This window comes from Peribacillus alkalitolerans (genome assembly GCF_010882125.1).
Classification (GTDB): Bacteria; Bacillota; Bacilli; order Bacillales; family DSM-1321; genus Bacillus_BN; species Bacillus_BN alkalitolerans.
This window is the reverse complement of record NZ_JAAGVZ010000001.1, coordinates 80,028-94,279: the sequence shown is the minus strand read 5'-3', so window position 1 is coordinate 94,279 and position 14,252 is coordinate 80,028. Positions and strand designations below refer to the sequence as shown.

The window sequence follows — 14,252 nt, the reverse complement described above, 5'->3', positions numbered from 1 at the left end:
ATGAAACGGTTATCTCTGTTTTAAAGCTTACGAATCGGTGTTTTCCAAATTTGCAAGTTTATATCGTTTGGCCATTGCATTGGATATTAGCGCTCCAAGAGATAAATTGATGATTAGATTAATTGTCGGAGGAATGGCCCCGGCCCCACCAATCATGTCAAAAGCCAAGATGGCTGCTAAAGCAGTATTGCATAGGGAGACCTGGAACATGACAGCCTTCGTGTCCCCATCAGATAAAGTGAAAAACCTGGATAGGTAGTAGGCGATTATCATCGGAATTAAGATTTGCAGGAATGAGACTAATATCATCTTCCCTAATAGTAACCATTCTTCATGGAATTGGTCTTTCCCATCTCCGACAAGTGTATGAATCACTAAAAGAAGGGACAATGATGAACCGCTTCTAATGATGATGGGAGATGTTTCTGTAACCTGTGGAAACATTCTTTGTATAGAAAGCCCAAGGAAAAGGGGCCCAATAACAATGAGAAAGAATGACTGAAGCAAATCCCAGAAGGATATCGCCACTTGGTGTTGGGCTAATCCTAACATGGCTAATGGAGTAATGATTGGGCTGATGGCGACATCAAGCAATGAAGCTGCAATGACCAATGAAGCATTTCCACCTGCCACAAAGGTATAAAGGGTTGCGGCAGTTGCGCTAGGAACGGTGCCTGATAATATTGTTCCTGCGGCTAAATCAGGTTGAGTTGAATAGAACGAATAAGCCAATAAAATTGAAATAAGAACTGTAACAGACCATTTCAATACGGTGACTATTAGTAATTCCTTTTTTTTGTAACGAAGGGATCGTAAAGAGTCAACGTTCATTGTTAAGCCAGTCAAAAAAATGACCATTCCTAAGAATAATCTTGGCACCCATGTGGGTACTTGAAGATAGAAAGGGGAATAGTAGGTTAATATACTGACGATGATGATAAGGAGCCAAAGCTTTGTTGAGAGGATATGTATTAGTAATCTCATAGTAATTCTTACTCCTGTAGTCAATGACATTATCTTTTATTATTCTGAATTACCTTTATATTTACAAGGAATTTGTTTTCAGCGCCAAGACCAAAGGGGAGTATACATGGAACAAAAGTCCGTTCGTGCTAACATCGTATTAGGAGTAAATAAAGGGTATGGTGAAAATAAAGAAAAAAATCCACTATTAAAAGCATCTATTGGATGGCAACGAATTGCTGCTCAAGTGTATGAGGAATCGGGAATATATGTATCAGCAATTGCAAATGAGAGTAAGGCCATCTACCATACTGAATGGGACTGTCCAGTAGGAGGAGAAGATACTGTTACTTTCACCACCAGTGCCAATCGTGAATTTGTAAACAATTTAGAGGCTTGGAAGGACGCGGTGCTTACTGTGACGAAACGATTAAAAGAAGAATTTGAGCAATTCACCGTCACAGTCGAGTTTGAATCTATTACGCTTGTGTATTTAGATTCATAAAAACAGGAGCTGGATAATTAACCAGCTCCTGTTTGATATTATTATTCTTTAGTGGCATCTTCAGAAATTACACGAAGTTCCTGATAAAAAAAATCGTGGTTATGATTATGATCATAATTTTCCTGTTTGTCAGCTGTCTTATTATCATATCGATTAATGATTTCTTTTAGTTCACCTTCGTCACCTTTGGCATTGATAATTTCAAAAATCTCCATTAGTCCATCTGATGATTGATCTTGGTCTTTCGGTTCACTCATGATAATCCCTCCTCAATTAATAGGCTATCTATAGCTTTTCCTAAAAAATCTACATTACCCATTATTTGAGAAGGGTTTTACTATCAAGTTTGGCGAATAAAGTGTATGAAGTTTTAAACAATCGAATAGGAGAAATGTGTAAATGGAAAAACAGCAATATATTTATACTCTGAAATTAATTCCACAATTACTTTTAGAGAGCAATTGGACTGAAAGAGAAAATGGAATACTAGGAGAACACTTCTTAGCGCTAAAAAAACTGTTGGAAGAACACAAATTAATTATGGCAGGTCGGACCATTCAAATGGATGAAAAAACATTTGGAATTGTGGTCCTTGATGTTGAATCTGAAGAAGAGGCAAGACAATATATGGAGAATGACCCAGCAGTTAAAGAAGGAATTATGACTGCTGAGCTGTTTCCATATAAGGTTGCCTTGTTCAATAATAGCTTTGGTGAATAGTCATTAATGAACGCCTTGAGTTGGATCCCAACTGCCTTGTTGTTTACGGATATGAACAATCTGCCCAATGTGATATGCCGTATGGAGCGTTAGATTTGCAAGGACGGAAGCCCATGAAGCGGTTGTTTCCTTGTCGAGTGGGCTTTCCATTTTGTCAATCTCACACTCTTGAAGGACATTTACCCATTCCTGCATAATATCCTCGAGGTTATTTAATGCTTTAGCCCATTCCAGGTGGTTAGGATGAAAGGTAGTATCATTATTCCCTTCCATTTTTTCGATTGGCACTCCTTTGAACCTATTCAAATAACGTTGGTTCCAAAAACTTAGATGGTTGACTATTTCATGAATCGAGTTGGAGGATTCTCCATTTTTCCAAGATGCCTGTTCACTGGAAAGCCCTGATAAAGCATGTTTTAATGAAACAAACCAACCGTTCGTATTATGGCATAATGAAATCTGCTCTAAAAATAGATCTTTGGTATTCATAACGAAGTCATCCTCTCAGAAAAAATAAGTACAAACAAATGTCTGCCATCTAATTATATTTGCCTTCATTTTAAATAATCCTTTTTTTTTAATATTGGCTCTGTTAAACTAGCCTGTTGATTTGCGCTCCAGGCGCTCCAATCAACAATGAGCTTTTACATAGCCATAATATTAATAGAAAGTTTAGATAGAAGTACTCTTTCAATTTGATGTGTATAATAGTAAGTAGAGATGGTTTAACAATAATTAAGGGGGCTCGTACATGAGACCATTACAAATATCTGCAGAAACAGCACAAAAGCTTTCCAAGTCGCTAAATTTACCGATTGAACAGATTATGCATATGCCACAGCATATTTTATTGGCCAAAATGGCTGAACTTCAAAAAAATGAGACTGATAAAAAATAGGTATACTAGAGAAAAGACTTCAAGAAAAGGGTTAGGCTCCGCGCTTTCTGCGATGTCTGATCTTTTTGAGTAGTTATCATACCGATCTATACTCTTTGAACAGAAAGTAGGATTATTTTGAATCCATTTGAACAATTAGGAATTTCAAAAACATGGAGTGACATGTTGATTAAACAAGGTATTAAAGAGCCGACCGATATTCAAAAACGCTCCATACCAGTAGTGTTAGATGGCCAAGATTTGATTGCCCAAGCAAAAACTGGTACGGGTAAGACATTTGCATTTTTACTACCTATAGTAGAAAAGGTTGATCGGGATGCTGAATACATTCAATCCCTCATCATTACTCCCACACGTGAGCTTGCCATACAGGTTACTGAGGAGCTGAATAAGCTTATTCAAAATGTGAACCCAGCAATCCATGCTCTAGCCGTTTATGGTGGACAAGATGTAGAAAGACAGTTAAAAGCTTTAAAGGGTCAAATCCATATTGTAGTGGGTACACCTGGACGTCTGCTGGACCACATCCGTAGAGAAACGATATCGCTTCAAAAAGTAGATTTGCTCGTTCTTGACGAATGCGATCAGATGCTGCACATAGGTTTCTTGGACGAAGTGGAAACCATCATGAGGGAGACACCATTCACTAGGCAAACCGCATTGTTCTCTGCCACTATTTCCAAAGATGTACGTAAGCTTGCAAAAAAGTATTTGAGAAATCCGCAGCATATATCAGTACATGAAAAAGAAATAACAGTGAAGGAAATAAAGCAGTTAATTGTAGAAACTACTGACCGTAGCAAGCAAGGCGCTTTAATAGAAATATTCAATGAAACTCAACCATTCATGGGCATTGTATTTTGTCGGACCATAAGAAGAGTCAGTAAACTGTTTCAGGAGCTACGTGAAAAAGGGTTGAATGTGGATGAATTGCATGGGGATTTGTCTCAGGCAAAAAGAGAAGCTGTCATGAAGAGATTCCGTAATGCTGAAATCCAATTTTTAATTGCGACGGACGTGGCGTCAAGAGGATTAGATATTGAAGGTGTAACCCATATTTATAATTATGACATTCCGGAAGATGTCGAGAGCTATGTCCATCGAATCGGTCGAACGGGGAGAGCCGGAAAAGATGGCATGGCTATAACCTTTGTATCGGGAAAAGACCGACAACAGCTTGAGACGATTGAAGAAAAATTAGGCTTTACTATTGAAAAAAGAGAAATAATTGTTTTACCCACTCAAAATCCAAGCGGTTCAAAAAAAGCAAAACCGATTTCTGCGAAGGAGAAAAGAGAGGAAAACATCGCTAAAAATAAAGGACGGTTTAGATCTGGATCTTCTTCAGGGCCACGAAAAAGTGATGGTGGAGAAAGAAGGGGAAGCCAATCATCCTCATCACAGAGGAATAGATCTGACCAACGAAGCCAATCCTCGTCAAGGCCGAAAGGAAGATAAACATCATTATACGAAACAATTCCATTTTGTGGAATTGTTTTTTTGTCTTCAGAAATTAAATATATTCGCATAGAAGGGTCAAATAAATTTCCCCATCCATGGATGTCGGTAATTTTTTTGAAAATTTTTAAAAAATGGGGTTCACATTTTGTATTTAAGGATATATACTGTATTATAACAGAAAAGAAACAACTAAAACTGTAATATAAAAGGAGGAATTACTAATGAAAAGATCGGTAGAATTTTATCAAAGTATTCCACAAAAGAGCTGCTGTGAGTGCGGGGAAAAAATTTATGAGCAAGCGGAGTCCTACTTAATGGAGTGCGATCGTTGCCTTTCAAAAAGAGAAGAATAAAAAATAAAAGGACCACACCATTCAAAAATTGAATGGTGTGGTCCTTTATACTGTTCTTTTAAACGCCCATACGGCGACGTTGATTATTTGTTTTTTTCGTTTGCTGGCTGGTAAGCTTCTTTGTTTCGGTATTGCCGTTTAAGGAGGCTCCACCGTTATTGGATTGCTTTTTTTGAGCTAGCTTTTGTTTAATGGCATCTTGCAAACTCAACTTTTTTTGGGATTGTGATTCGTTTTGCTCACTCATAGTCATAACGCTCCTTTAATGTTTGTGATACTAGTATAAATGACAAAGAAGGAATTAGAAAGGACTAACCTTAAATGATGATTATACCCTAAAGCCTGGTACGTTAGACTTTATTTTTTTGCTTAGATTACCAATTCAGTAACAAAGAAAAATTCTACTTACCACGACCTCGGTTGAATGCTGTTTGAAGGATTTCTAAAGTAGTATCCTAAGATGATTTAGTTGACTGATAGTAGTATGTATTGGATAATTTTAACTGATTGAATAATTAGAAAAATATAATTATAAAAGGGGGATATTATGAAAACCGCATTGGTTCTGGGTGGTACTCAATTTGTGGGGAAACGATTAGTCGAATTAATGATAAAAGAAGGAATGAAAGTAACTATCGCAACAAGAGGAAATAATGCCGATCCATTTGGTGATCAAGTAGAAAGGATTAAACTAGATCGTGAAAATGGAGATTCTGTATCACAAGCCTTGGTAGGAAAGAAATGGGACTTTGTATTTGACCATAGCTGCTATTCTCCAGTAGAAGCAAAGCAGAGTATTGAAGCGTTGAAAGGGAATATCTCTAAATATGTTTTTATTTCAACCGTTGCAGTCTATGATTTCGGTAATGACTGGGTAGAAGAAAATTATGACCCATATACATATCCAATTGAGTTGAAGGGGCGTAGAGAATATCCAGGGATAGAGGGGTATAAAGAAGCAAAACGAGTGTCCGAAGCAGTGCTATATAAATATAGTGATGTGCCGGTTGCAACGGTCCGTTTCCCATATATAGTTGGAAAAGATGATTATACGAAAAGATTCCAATTCCATGTAGATGCAATACGGGAAGGTAAAGAAGTTGGGGTTTCAAATAAAGAAGCTAAATTTGGATTTATAGATTCAGCTGATGCGGCAAACTTCTTACTTGAACTAGCAAAAAGTGATGTGAGTGGACCAATCAATGCAGGATCAGCGGGAGATATCTCTATGAGTGATTATTTAGATAGGATTAGCAGCATTGTTGGTCTGCCTGTTAAGTATTCATCTGAACATTCCTATAACCGCTCTCCTTATGATTTAGGTCATTCTCTATCCCAGAAGGTAGATTACGCACTTAGTAAAGGATTTCAATTTAAGGATATGAACCATTTAATTGATGAACTAATTCATCATTTTAATAGGTAAATAATGTAAAAACACGCATATACCTGCGTGTTTTTTTGTTATTCTAGTAAAATATTACCTTGTTAAACAGTATATTTTAGCTAAACTTCCGAACGGGGTAATATGACCTACTTTGTAGAAAAAAGCATTATAATTAAAAAGAATATTTCGACTTAATGTAACAAATATCATATTAAATGCTATAATTTACTATAATTCTACAAAACTTTAAGACTTTTTACCCTCAAAAAACTACTATAAAAGAAGTATGATTGAAAAAACAGTCGATTCAAAGATTTTTTCATCAAGAAAATAAATTAAAACGGGGTGAGGCAACATGGGGAAAAAGTCGTATTCGGTATGGATTGCACTCATGATGATATTCACAGTTTTTTTTCAATATCATCCAAGTGCATCATATGCTGCTGTAAGTTCTTCGGCAGTTGTTAAGGCGGATATATTAAATGTCCGATCTTCTCCAAACACTAAAGCATCGATTGTGGCAAAGCTGAAACAAAATGAAAAAGTGGAAGTGGTAGCAAAATCGAGTAGTTGGTCGCAAATCCAGTTTAATAAGAAAAAAGGTTGGGTAGCTACCCAATATCTCAAGGCAAATGAACAAGTAGGATACATAACCGCTACCTCGCTAAATATTAGGAATCAGGCTTCTGAAAAAGGGAAGTTATTAGGTAGTGTAAAAAAGAATGCAAAAGTTACCATTCTTTCTATTAGTGGTACTTGGTATTACATACAGACGGAAAGCAAGATTAAGGGCTGGGTTTCTAATAAATATGTGACTACAACTCCACCTAAGGGTACGAGCACAAAACCACCTGTTACTAAACCTCCAGTAGTCAATATTAAGACCTTATATGTAAAGGCAAGCTCATTGAATGTAAGAAGCGAACCTTCTATGAATGGGGAAATTCTAGGAAAGCTACTTACGAATGATGAGGTTAAGGCTAGTGAAGTAAAAGGAAACTGGACGAAAGTATCCAAAGATAAACTGGTAGGTTGGGTAGCTTCCCAATATTTATCCAGCGAAAAGCTTGGCGGTTCAATTGAGGAACCTAGCCCAGAAACTCCTGTTGAGGAAATGGTTGTTTTAATCGACAACGCCAATATTCGATCAGGCCCAGGTACTCAATATCCACAAGTAATCCTTGGATTAAAAGGAGAAACTTTTAAAACAATCGGCTTTGAAGAAGATTGGTTCAAGATTCTTTTAAAGGATGGAACTGAAGCATGGGTTGCATCATGGTTAATCATGCCAGTTGTTAGTAAGCCAGATTCAGGTGGACTTGAAGGAAAAACAATCGTATTGGACGCTGGTCATGGTGGTAGAGATCCAGGTGCGGTTGGATTATTATATTATGAGAAAAACCTTACCTTAACTACAGTGATGAAAACTGCAGATCTTTTACGCAGTGCTGGTGCGAATGTAGTATTGACCCGCAGTGATGATACATACTTAACTTTGCAGAAAAGAGTGGATGTTAGTCATAAATCAAATACAGATGTATTTGTCAGCTTCCATTATAATGTGGCTACCAAAACTAGTTCTGGAATAATGAGTTTTTATTATACTGCTTCTAAAGAGAAATCGTTGGCAGAAACCATACAAAAAAGCTTAATTGAGCATACTGGAATGAAGGACCAGGGGGTACGTTATGGGAATTTCCATGTTATCCGTGAAAATAAAAAACCAGCGGTCTTATTAGAATTAGGGTTTGTCTCTAATCCTACTGAAGAACAAACGTTAGGGACGGAAGAATATCAGGCAAAGGCCGCTCAAGGTGTTTTTGATGGACTAGTGAAATATTTTAATAGTAAATAATTGAAAGAGGGCAACTTTAGCTACTCATTCTTTAATCACGATTCAATTTAAATTGAATCGTGATTAAAGAATGAATGTACGCTTGAGAATCGCCTTCTTTTTTTCATTTCCTTTCGTAAAGCATATATTGGCAGCATTGATGAAAATCAAGTTACCAAATTTATGAACGATGTATATAAGAGCAACACCTCCCTATCTTCGCCTTGAGGTTCCCCATATGGTGAATTTTCTAAAGAAAGTAAAGTTGTTGGGTTGAAGAAGGTAACCTATTCATTTGATTTTAAAAAGAAAAATTAGCCAAGAAGAGTTTGTCGGTTGTGATTTCACGGCATTGAAGTATAATTATATAGTGAAACTTTAAAAGGACTAGAGAGTAACAAGTTTTATTAATCCTTTTCATAAGGAGAGTTTGTTGTGCAAAACAATCAAAATACAAAAATAGATTTTAGTCTCGCATTTATTATCTTTCTTCTATTTATATGCAGCTGTGTTGCTATCTATAGCGCTCAAACGACGGGGCAGTATGGAGAGAATTTCTTATTAAAACAGCTAGTTTGGTATACAGCTGGTATTGGAATTATCCTGGGCGTCATTACACTAGATTCTGATCAGCTAAAGAAAATTTCATGGTATGCCTACGGATTTGGAGTTGCATTGCTTGCATTCTTAATAGTGGCTCCAGACAGTATCGCTCCATATATAAACGGGGCAAAGAGCTGGTATAAAGTTCCTGGTTTTGGTTCATTACAACCATCAGAATTCATGAAAATTTTCATGATTTTAGCTTTAGCGAATGTGATAACCAACCATAACGCTAATAATAGAATAAAAACGATTCAGTCAGATTTTTGGCTATTCCTTAAGTTAGGGTTAGTCACCTTCCTTCCATTAATATTAGTGATGCAACAGCCGGATTTAGGAACGTCACTTGTTTTAATCGCCATCTTTTTAGGAATGACCTTCATATCAGGTATCACTTGGAAAATTCTCGTTCCATTAGTAGCTTCTGGGGGAGTTTTAGCTTCCACCATTATGTTTTTTGTCATTTGGCATCCGGATATTTTAGAAAAATATCTAGGTGTACAGCAGTATCAATTCGGCCGTATTTATTCTTGGATTGATCCATACAACTATCAAAGTTCCACTGGATTCCATTTAACTCGATCTTTATTGGCTATTGGTTCTGGGCAGACGACAGGAAAAGGCATAGGAAGCAGGGAAGTCTATTTACCGGAGAGTCACTCTGATTTTATCTTTAGTATCATTGGTGAGGAATTTGGGTTTATCGGATCTAGTATTGTCATAAGCCTATTTTTCTTGCTGATCTACCATATTACAAAGATTGGTATGGAAACGAAAAATCCTTTTTATTCTTATATATGTGTCGGAGTAATCAGCATGATCACATTCCATGTATTCCAAAATATTGGGATGACGATAGGTGTCTTACCTATCACTGGTATTCCTCTTCCATTCATTAGTTATGGGGGAAGTTCATTATTGGGTAATATGCTTGGAATGGGTATTATTTTTAGCATACGGTACCATTATAAAAAGTATATGTTTTCAACAGATAATTGAGAGGGGGCTCAAAGGTCGTTTATTAGACCTTTTGAGCGCCCCCTTTTTATACTTTATGCATTTTCTAAGTTGGCATCGTAAAGAGTCAACCTAGTGGCCAATTGTAGTGATTATCAGGCAAATTGGTTCCTTCTATGCCTGGGGTTCACAATCGGAGAGTATTTTAAAATTGACACAGGTAAGTTCTATATAATAGGAGGAATAACAATGGTACGTTTCGGAGTAATAGGCACTAATTGGATAACTGAAAGGCTGCTTGAAGCAGCCATAGAGGTAGAAGGTTTTGAGTTAGCAGCAGTTTATTCTCGAACTAGAGAAAAGGCAGAGGTATTCGCAAATCAATATGGTGTATCGCAAATATATACAAATCTACTAGACATGGCCACTAGTCAGGAAATTGACGCTGTCTATATAGCTACTCCAAATTCGTACCATGCAGAACAAGCTATCCTGTTCTTACAAAACGGAAAACATGTTCTTTGTGAAAAGCCTTTGGCAGCCAATGCGAATGAAGTGAGCAGGATGATTCAGGTAGCGAAAGAAAATGACGTATTATTAATGGAAGCGATGATATCAACATTTCTTCCAAACTTTAAAGTCATTCAAGCCAATATACATAAGCTAGGACCCATTCGTAAATATTTTGCAAGCTACTGTCAGTATTCTTCTCGTTATGATAAGTACAAAGAGGGGATTGTCCTGAATGCTTTTAATCCTGAGTTTGCAAATGGTTCATTAATGGACCTTGGAATTTACTGCCTATATCCCCTGATTGCTCTTTTTGGTGAACCTAGGGATGTAGAAGCAACTAGTGTAATGCTTGAATCAGGTGTGGATGGGGAAGGTAGCGTATTGTTAAAATACGATGATAAAGAAGCCGTTGTCATGTATTCGAAAATAACTAACTCTTATTTACCTAGTGAAATCCAAGGAGAAAAAGGGGTTATGGTGATAGACAAAATCCATAGAGCGGAAAAAGTGGAGATCCGGTACAATGATGGTACTGTTGAGGAATTGACAGTGGATCAACCCCATCCACACATGTATTATGAGATGAAAGAGTTTATTGATTTAATCCATCAAGGAAAATCTGAATCAAAAATTAACTCCTACGAAAACTCTTACTTAACGATGAATGTAATGGATAAAACCCGTAAGAAAATTGGCTTAATCTATCCGAGTGACAAGAAATGAAAAAGTCCCTCGTTGAACCTAAAACAATAGGCTTCAACGAGGGACTTTATTGGATTACTGCTTAATATTAATTATTTAGTGTAAATTTCTTCAAGCTCATCAAGCATTAGGTTTGCTGCGATTACTCCACCTGCAGTATTCCAAATTGCGTCACTAACTTGATGTACATTACCGTTCTTAACTGCAGTCAAGTTCTTCCAAAGTGGATCATTAGTCCATTCTTTTTCAGTTGCTACTGCAGCTGTATCTCCTTCAGGAGCATAAGTGAAAGTGAAGATTTTATCTGCATCCATTTTAGGAATTACTTCTTTTCCTACCTCAACAGCAAGGTTTCCAAGCTTGTTATCTGGAGTGAATAATTCTGCTTGTTGTTCTGCGCGTTTAAGACCTAACTGATCAAATATTACACCTGAGAATGAATCAGTGTAATAAATACGAGTTTTTCCTGCCATGAAACGAACTACTGATACTGATTCGTTAGCTTTATCGCCAATTTTTTCTTTTACATCTGCAACTTTTGCATCGAATTGGCTTAATACTTCATTACCTTTTTCTTCTTGATTTAATGCTTTTGCATATAATTTGTAGTTTTCTTTCCAATCACCGCGAAGAGTTTCGGAAAATACTGTAGGTGCGATACCGCTTAATTGCTCATAGAACGCTTCTTGACGCATCTTGTTACCGATAATCAAATCTGGTTTTAAAGCAGCAATTTGTTCTAAGTTGATTTCACCTTCAACACCAACTACCTCAGCGCCATCCATATCATCTTTAATGTGGTCATACCACGGATTTCCTAACCAAGATTGAACCGCACCAACTGGTTTAACTCCTAGTGACAATACAGCTTCTGTACCTTCGTTTGTCAATACTACAACTTTTTCTGGAGTTTTTGGGATTTCAGTTGATCCCATTGCGTGTTCCACTGTGTAGCTTACTTCTTCTTCTTTTGGTTCTGCTGCTTTTTTAGGCTCTTCTTTTGCTTCTTCTTTTCCGCATGCTGCTAAAATCATAGCAAATGCAAATGTAAGGATAAGCATTAAAAAGCCTTTCTTTTTTGAAAAGTTCATTATGTATTAACCCCCTAATTATAAATGAAATGATAATCATTATCAGTTGTTCCACTAATTGATAATATAATGCAATATTCAAGTTGTCAATAGCTAATTGAAAATGATTTTCATAGTCATTGACTGCAATCTTTTAATCAATTAGACTCATATATATAGGTTTAAAATTGATATTTTTTTGGAAGTAGGGTAGGCATTTATGTTACTGAAAAATATTGTACATAAGTGGATGGGTCTGATCCTCTTTTGTCTTATTTTATTATTTTTGCTTGGAGCGAGCATAGTATATGGATATACAGATACGCCTTGGCGTATGGCCTGGGATTCTTTTTTTCAGTTTAACGGATCTAATGAACATATAGTTTTACAAACAGTCAGGCTCCCAAGGGCCTTAATTGCTGCATCTGTAGGTGCTTGTCTAGCTGTTTCAGGAGTGCTAATGCAAACATTAACGAAAAATCCATTGGCATCACCAGGAGTCTTTGGAATCAATGCAGGTGCAGGTTTCGCAGTAGTAATCGCTGTTTCCATTTTTCACGTAACAAATTTACAGGCATTTGCGTGGATTGCTTTCTTGGGTGCGGCTGTTGCAGCATTTGGTGTTTACGCTATCGGTTCTTTTGGTAGAGATGGCCTCACACCCATGAAGCTAACATTAGCCGGTGCAGCGATGGCAGCTATGTTTTCTTCCCTTACACAAGGATTCTTGGTTATGAATGAGGCTGCACTTGATCAGGTGCTTTTCTGGCTTGCGGGCTCAGTGGAAGGAAGAAAGCTAGATTCTCTAATCCTTGTCTTACCATATATAGTGGTAGGGCTAGTTGTTGCGATGTTTCTATCCAACAAATTAAATCTTCTATCCATGGGAGATGATGTCTCAAGGGGATTGGGTCTTAAGGTAGGTTGGATTAAGTTAATATCAGCGATGTGTGTCATTTTGTTGGCCGGTAGTGCGGTAGCCGTTTCTGGTCCTATTGGTTTCGTAGGGATTGTAATTCCTCACGTCGTAAGAGCAATTGTCGGCATTGATCATAAATGGGTAATCCCATATAGTGCTGTTCTGGGAGGCATCTTGCTACTGATTGCCGATATCTCGGCGAGGTATATTTTAATGCCTGAAGAAGTGCCAGTCGGTGTAATGACAGCAACAATCGGTACTCCTTTCTTTATTTACATTGCAAGAAAGGGGTTTAATGCAAAGTGAGTGGACGTAAGTATAAAAGCCTTAGGGTTGGACAAAATTTATCTCTATTAATTGATAAAAAAGCTTTATTGGTTTTTTGTATTCTATTTCTTATTACAGCAGGGTTTATGATTATTAGTGCTGCTGTCGGTCAATTATATATCGCGCCAATGGATGTTGTTAGAGCTATTGCTGGTACAGGTAATGAAATGCATCAAACGGTTGTTAATACGTTTCGATTGCCTCGAATACTGATTGCTTTACTAGTAGGGATTTCATTGGCTGTTGCTGGGGGCATTTTACAAGGGATCATTAAAAACCCGCTTGCTTCCCCAGATATTATAGGCCTGACTGGTGGAGCATCTGTTGCGGTGGTAGCATTCTTGGCCATGTTCAGCGACAAAAACCATTCTTTGACTGTAAGTATTAGCTGGCTTCCACTGGCTGCTTTTGTTGGAGCTTCAGTTACTACCTTTATTGTATACATGTTGGCATGGAAAAATGGAGTTTCTCCTATAAGACTTGTACTTGTAGGTATTGGAATATCTGCATTAATGCAAGCTGGGACAACCATGATGATGATTATGGGGCCAATATATCAAGCTTCTCAGGCAAATATTTGGATTACTGGTACTGTAAACGGATCAAAGTGGGCAGACGTGCAAATATTGTTGCCACTAGTCATTCTACTTCTTTTACTGGCCTTTATTTTTTCTAGGAATCTGAATGTGCAAGAACTGGGAGAAGAGATTGCCATTAGTGTAGGAAGTAAGGTCCAGACTCAAAGATTGATCTTGATTGCCACAGCCACAGCACTGACAGGTGGAGCTGTCGCATTTGCTGGAGGCATTGGGTTCGTTGGATTAATGGCTCCACATATTGCAAGAAGATTGGTAGGTAGTGCATTTGGTGCTTTACTGCCAGTGTCAGCATTGATAGGCGGTTTACTAGTCATCATAGCTGATTTGATAGGAAGAATGATGTTTGCACCATTAGAAATTCCTGCGGGAGTATTTACCGCGAGCATAGGTGCACCATATTTTATATACTTATTGTACAAGACCCGTAATTCGTAGTGTGAA

16 protein-coding genes are annotated in these 14,252 nt (G+C 37.4%); 11 read left to right on the top strand and 5 right to left on the bottom strand.

The window, feature by feature from the left end:
- Positions 1-27 precede the first annotated feature (27 nt).
- A complete protein-coding gene (locus G3O09_RS00490; protein WP_163098984.1) occupies positions 28-984 on the bottom strand; it encodes a bile acid:sodium symporter family protein in 957 nt (318 codons plus the stop codon).
- 106 nt (positions 985-1,090) lie between these two features.
- Here G3O09_RS00490 and G3O09_RS00485 point away from each other — a divergent pair, with 106 nt between their 5' ends.
- On the top strand, positions 1,091-1,468 hold the full coding sequence (locus G3O09_RS00485) for a hypothetical protein (protein ID WP_163098982.1): 378 nt from the start codon (positions 1,091-1,093) through the stop codon (positions 1,466-1,468).
- 41 nt (positions 1,469-1,509) lie between these two features.
- Here the strand turns inward: G3O09_RS00485 and G3O09_RS00480 are convergent, their stop codons facing one another.
- Positions 1,510-1,725, bottom strand: a complete 216-nt coding sequence (locus G3O09_RS00480) for a hypothetical protein (RefSeq protein ID WP_163098797.1) — start codon at positions 1,723-1,725, stop codon at positions 1,510-1,512.
- A 142-nt stretch (positions 1,726-1,867) separates the two neighbouring features.
- On the opposite strand from G3O09_RS00480, the gene G3O09_RS00475 reads away from it, so the two are divergent.
- Positions 1,868-2,188, top strand: a complete 321-nt coding sequence (locus G3O09_RS00475; RefSeq protein ID WP_163098980.1) for a YciI family protein — start codon at positions 1,868-1,870, stop codon at positions 2,186-2,188.
- Positions 2,189-2,191: 3 nt separating this feature from the next.
- Here the strand turns inward: G3O09_RS00475 and G3O09_RS00470 are convergent, their stop codons facing one another.
- Entirely contained in the window at positions 2,192-2,677 is a 486-nt protein-coding gene (locus tag G3O09_RS00470; protein ID WP_163098978.1) for a DinB family protein, read from the bottom strand.
- Between the two features lie 262 nt (positions 2,678-2,939).
- Here G3O09_RS00470 and G3O09_RS00465 point away from each other — a divergent pair, with 262 nt between their 5' ends.
- The 3 genes from G3O09_RS00465 (at position 2,940) to yhfH (ending at position 4,900) form a co-directional block, all read left to right on the top strand.
- Complete coding sequence (locus tag G3O09_RS00465; RefSeq protein ID WP_163098976.1) at positions 2,940-3,086, top strand: YycC family protein; 147 nt, start codon at positions 2,940-2,942, stop codon at positions 3,084-3,086.
- A gap of 117 nt (positions 3,087-3,203) precedes the next feature.
- Complete coding sequence (locus tag G3O09_RS00460) at positions 3,204-4,544, top strand: DEAD/DEAH box helicase (protein WP_240338288.1); 1,341 nt, start codon at positions 3,204-3,206, stop codon at positions 4,542-4,544.
- Positions 4,545-4,768: 224 nt separating this feature from the next.
- Positions 4,769-4,900, top strand: a complete 132-nt coding sequence (gene yhfH / locus G3O09_RS00455; RefSeq protein ID WP_108670614.1) for a protein YhfH — start codon at positions 4,769-4,771, stop codon at positions 4,898-4,900.
- A 58-nt stretch (positions 4,901-4,958) separates the two neighbouring features.
- Here the strand turns inward: yhfH and G3O09_RS00450 are convergent, their stop codons facing one another.
- Positions 4,959-5,147: a hypothetical protein gene (locus G3O09_RS00450; RefSeq protein ID WP_163098974.1), complete on the bottom strand. Its 189-nt coding sequence runs from the start codon at positions 5,145-5,147 to the stop codon at positions 4,959-4,961.
- Positions 5,148-5,447: 300 nt separating this feature from the next.
- Here G3O09_RS00450 and G3O09_RS00445 point away from each other — a divergent pair, with 300 nt between their 5' ends.
- The 4 genes from G3O09_RS00445 to G3O09_RS00430 all read left to right on the top strand — a co-directional run bounded on the left by G3O09_RS00445 (position 5,448) and on the right by G3O09_RS00430 (position 10,917).
- Positions 5,448-6,326, top strand: a complete 879-nt coding sequence (locus G3O09_RS00445; RefSeq protein ID WP_163098972.1) for an NAD-dependent epimerase/dehydratase family protein — start codon at positions 5,448-5,450, stop codon at positions 6,324-6,326.
- 316 nt (positions 6,327-6,642) lie between these two features.
- On the top strand, positions 6,643-8,142 hold the full coding sequence (locus tag G3O09_RS00440; protein ID WP_163098970.1) for an N-acetylmuramoyl-L-alanine amidase family protein: 1,500 nt from the start codon (positions 6,643-6,645) through the stop codon (positions 8,140-8,142).
- A gap of 414 nt (positions 8,143-8,556) precedes the next feature.
- Positions 8,557-9,723 (top strand): FtsW/RodA/SpoVE family cell cycle protein, encoded by a 1,167-nt coding sequence (locus G3O09_RS00435; RefSeq protein WP_163098968.1) that lies wholly within the window; start codon positions 8,557-8,559, stop codon positions 9,721-9,723.
- Positions 9,724-9,930: 207 nt separating this feature from the next.
- Positions 9,931-10,917: a Gfo/Idh/MocA family protein gene (locus G3O09_RS00430; protein WP_163098966.1), complete on the top strand. Its 987-nt coding sequence runs from the start codon at positions 9,931-9,933 to the stop codon at positions 10,915-10,917.
- A gap of 71 nt (positions 10,918-10,988) precedes the next feature.
- On the opposite strand, the gene G3O09_RS00425 is transcribed toward G3O09_RS00430, so the two are convergent.
- Positions 10,989-11,987: an ABC transporter substrate-binding protein gene (locus tag G3O09_RS00425; RefSeq protein ID WP_163098964.1), complete on the bottom strand. Its 999-nt coding sequence runs from the start codon at positions 11,985-11,987 to the stop codon at positions 10,989-10,991.
- Between the two features lie 199 nt (positions 11,988-12,186).
- Between G3O09_RS00425 and G3O09_RS00420 the strand changes: the two genes are divergently transcribed.
- Together G3O09_RS00420 and G3O09_RS00415 are read left to right on the top strand one after the other, a co-directional pair.
- On the top strand, positions 12,187-13,191 hold the full coding sequence (locus G3O09_RS00420; protein ID WP_163098962.1) for a FecCD family ABC transporter permease: 1,005 nt from the start codon (positions 12,187-12,189) through the stop codon (positions 13,189-13,191).
- A complete protein-coding gene (locus G3O09_RS00415; RefSeq protein WP_163098960.1) occupies positions 13,188-14,246 on the top strand; it encodes a FecCD family ABC transporter permease in 1,059 nt (352 codons plus the stop codon). Before G3O09_RS00420 ends, G3O09_RS00415 begins: the two co-directional genes overlap by 4 nt.
- The last annotated feature ends 6 nt before the right edge of the window (positions 14,247-14,252 follow it).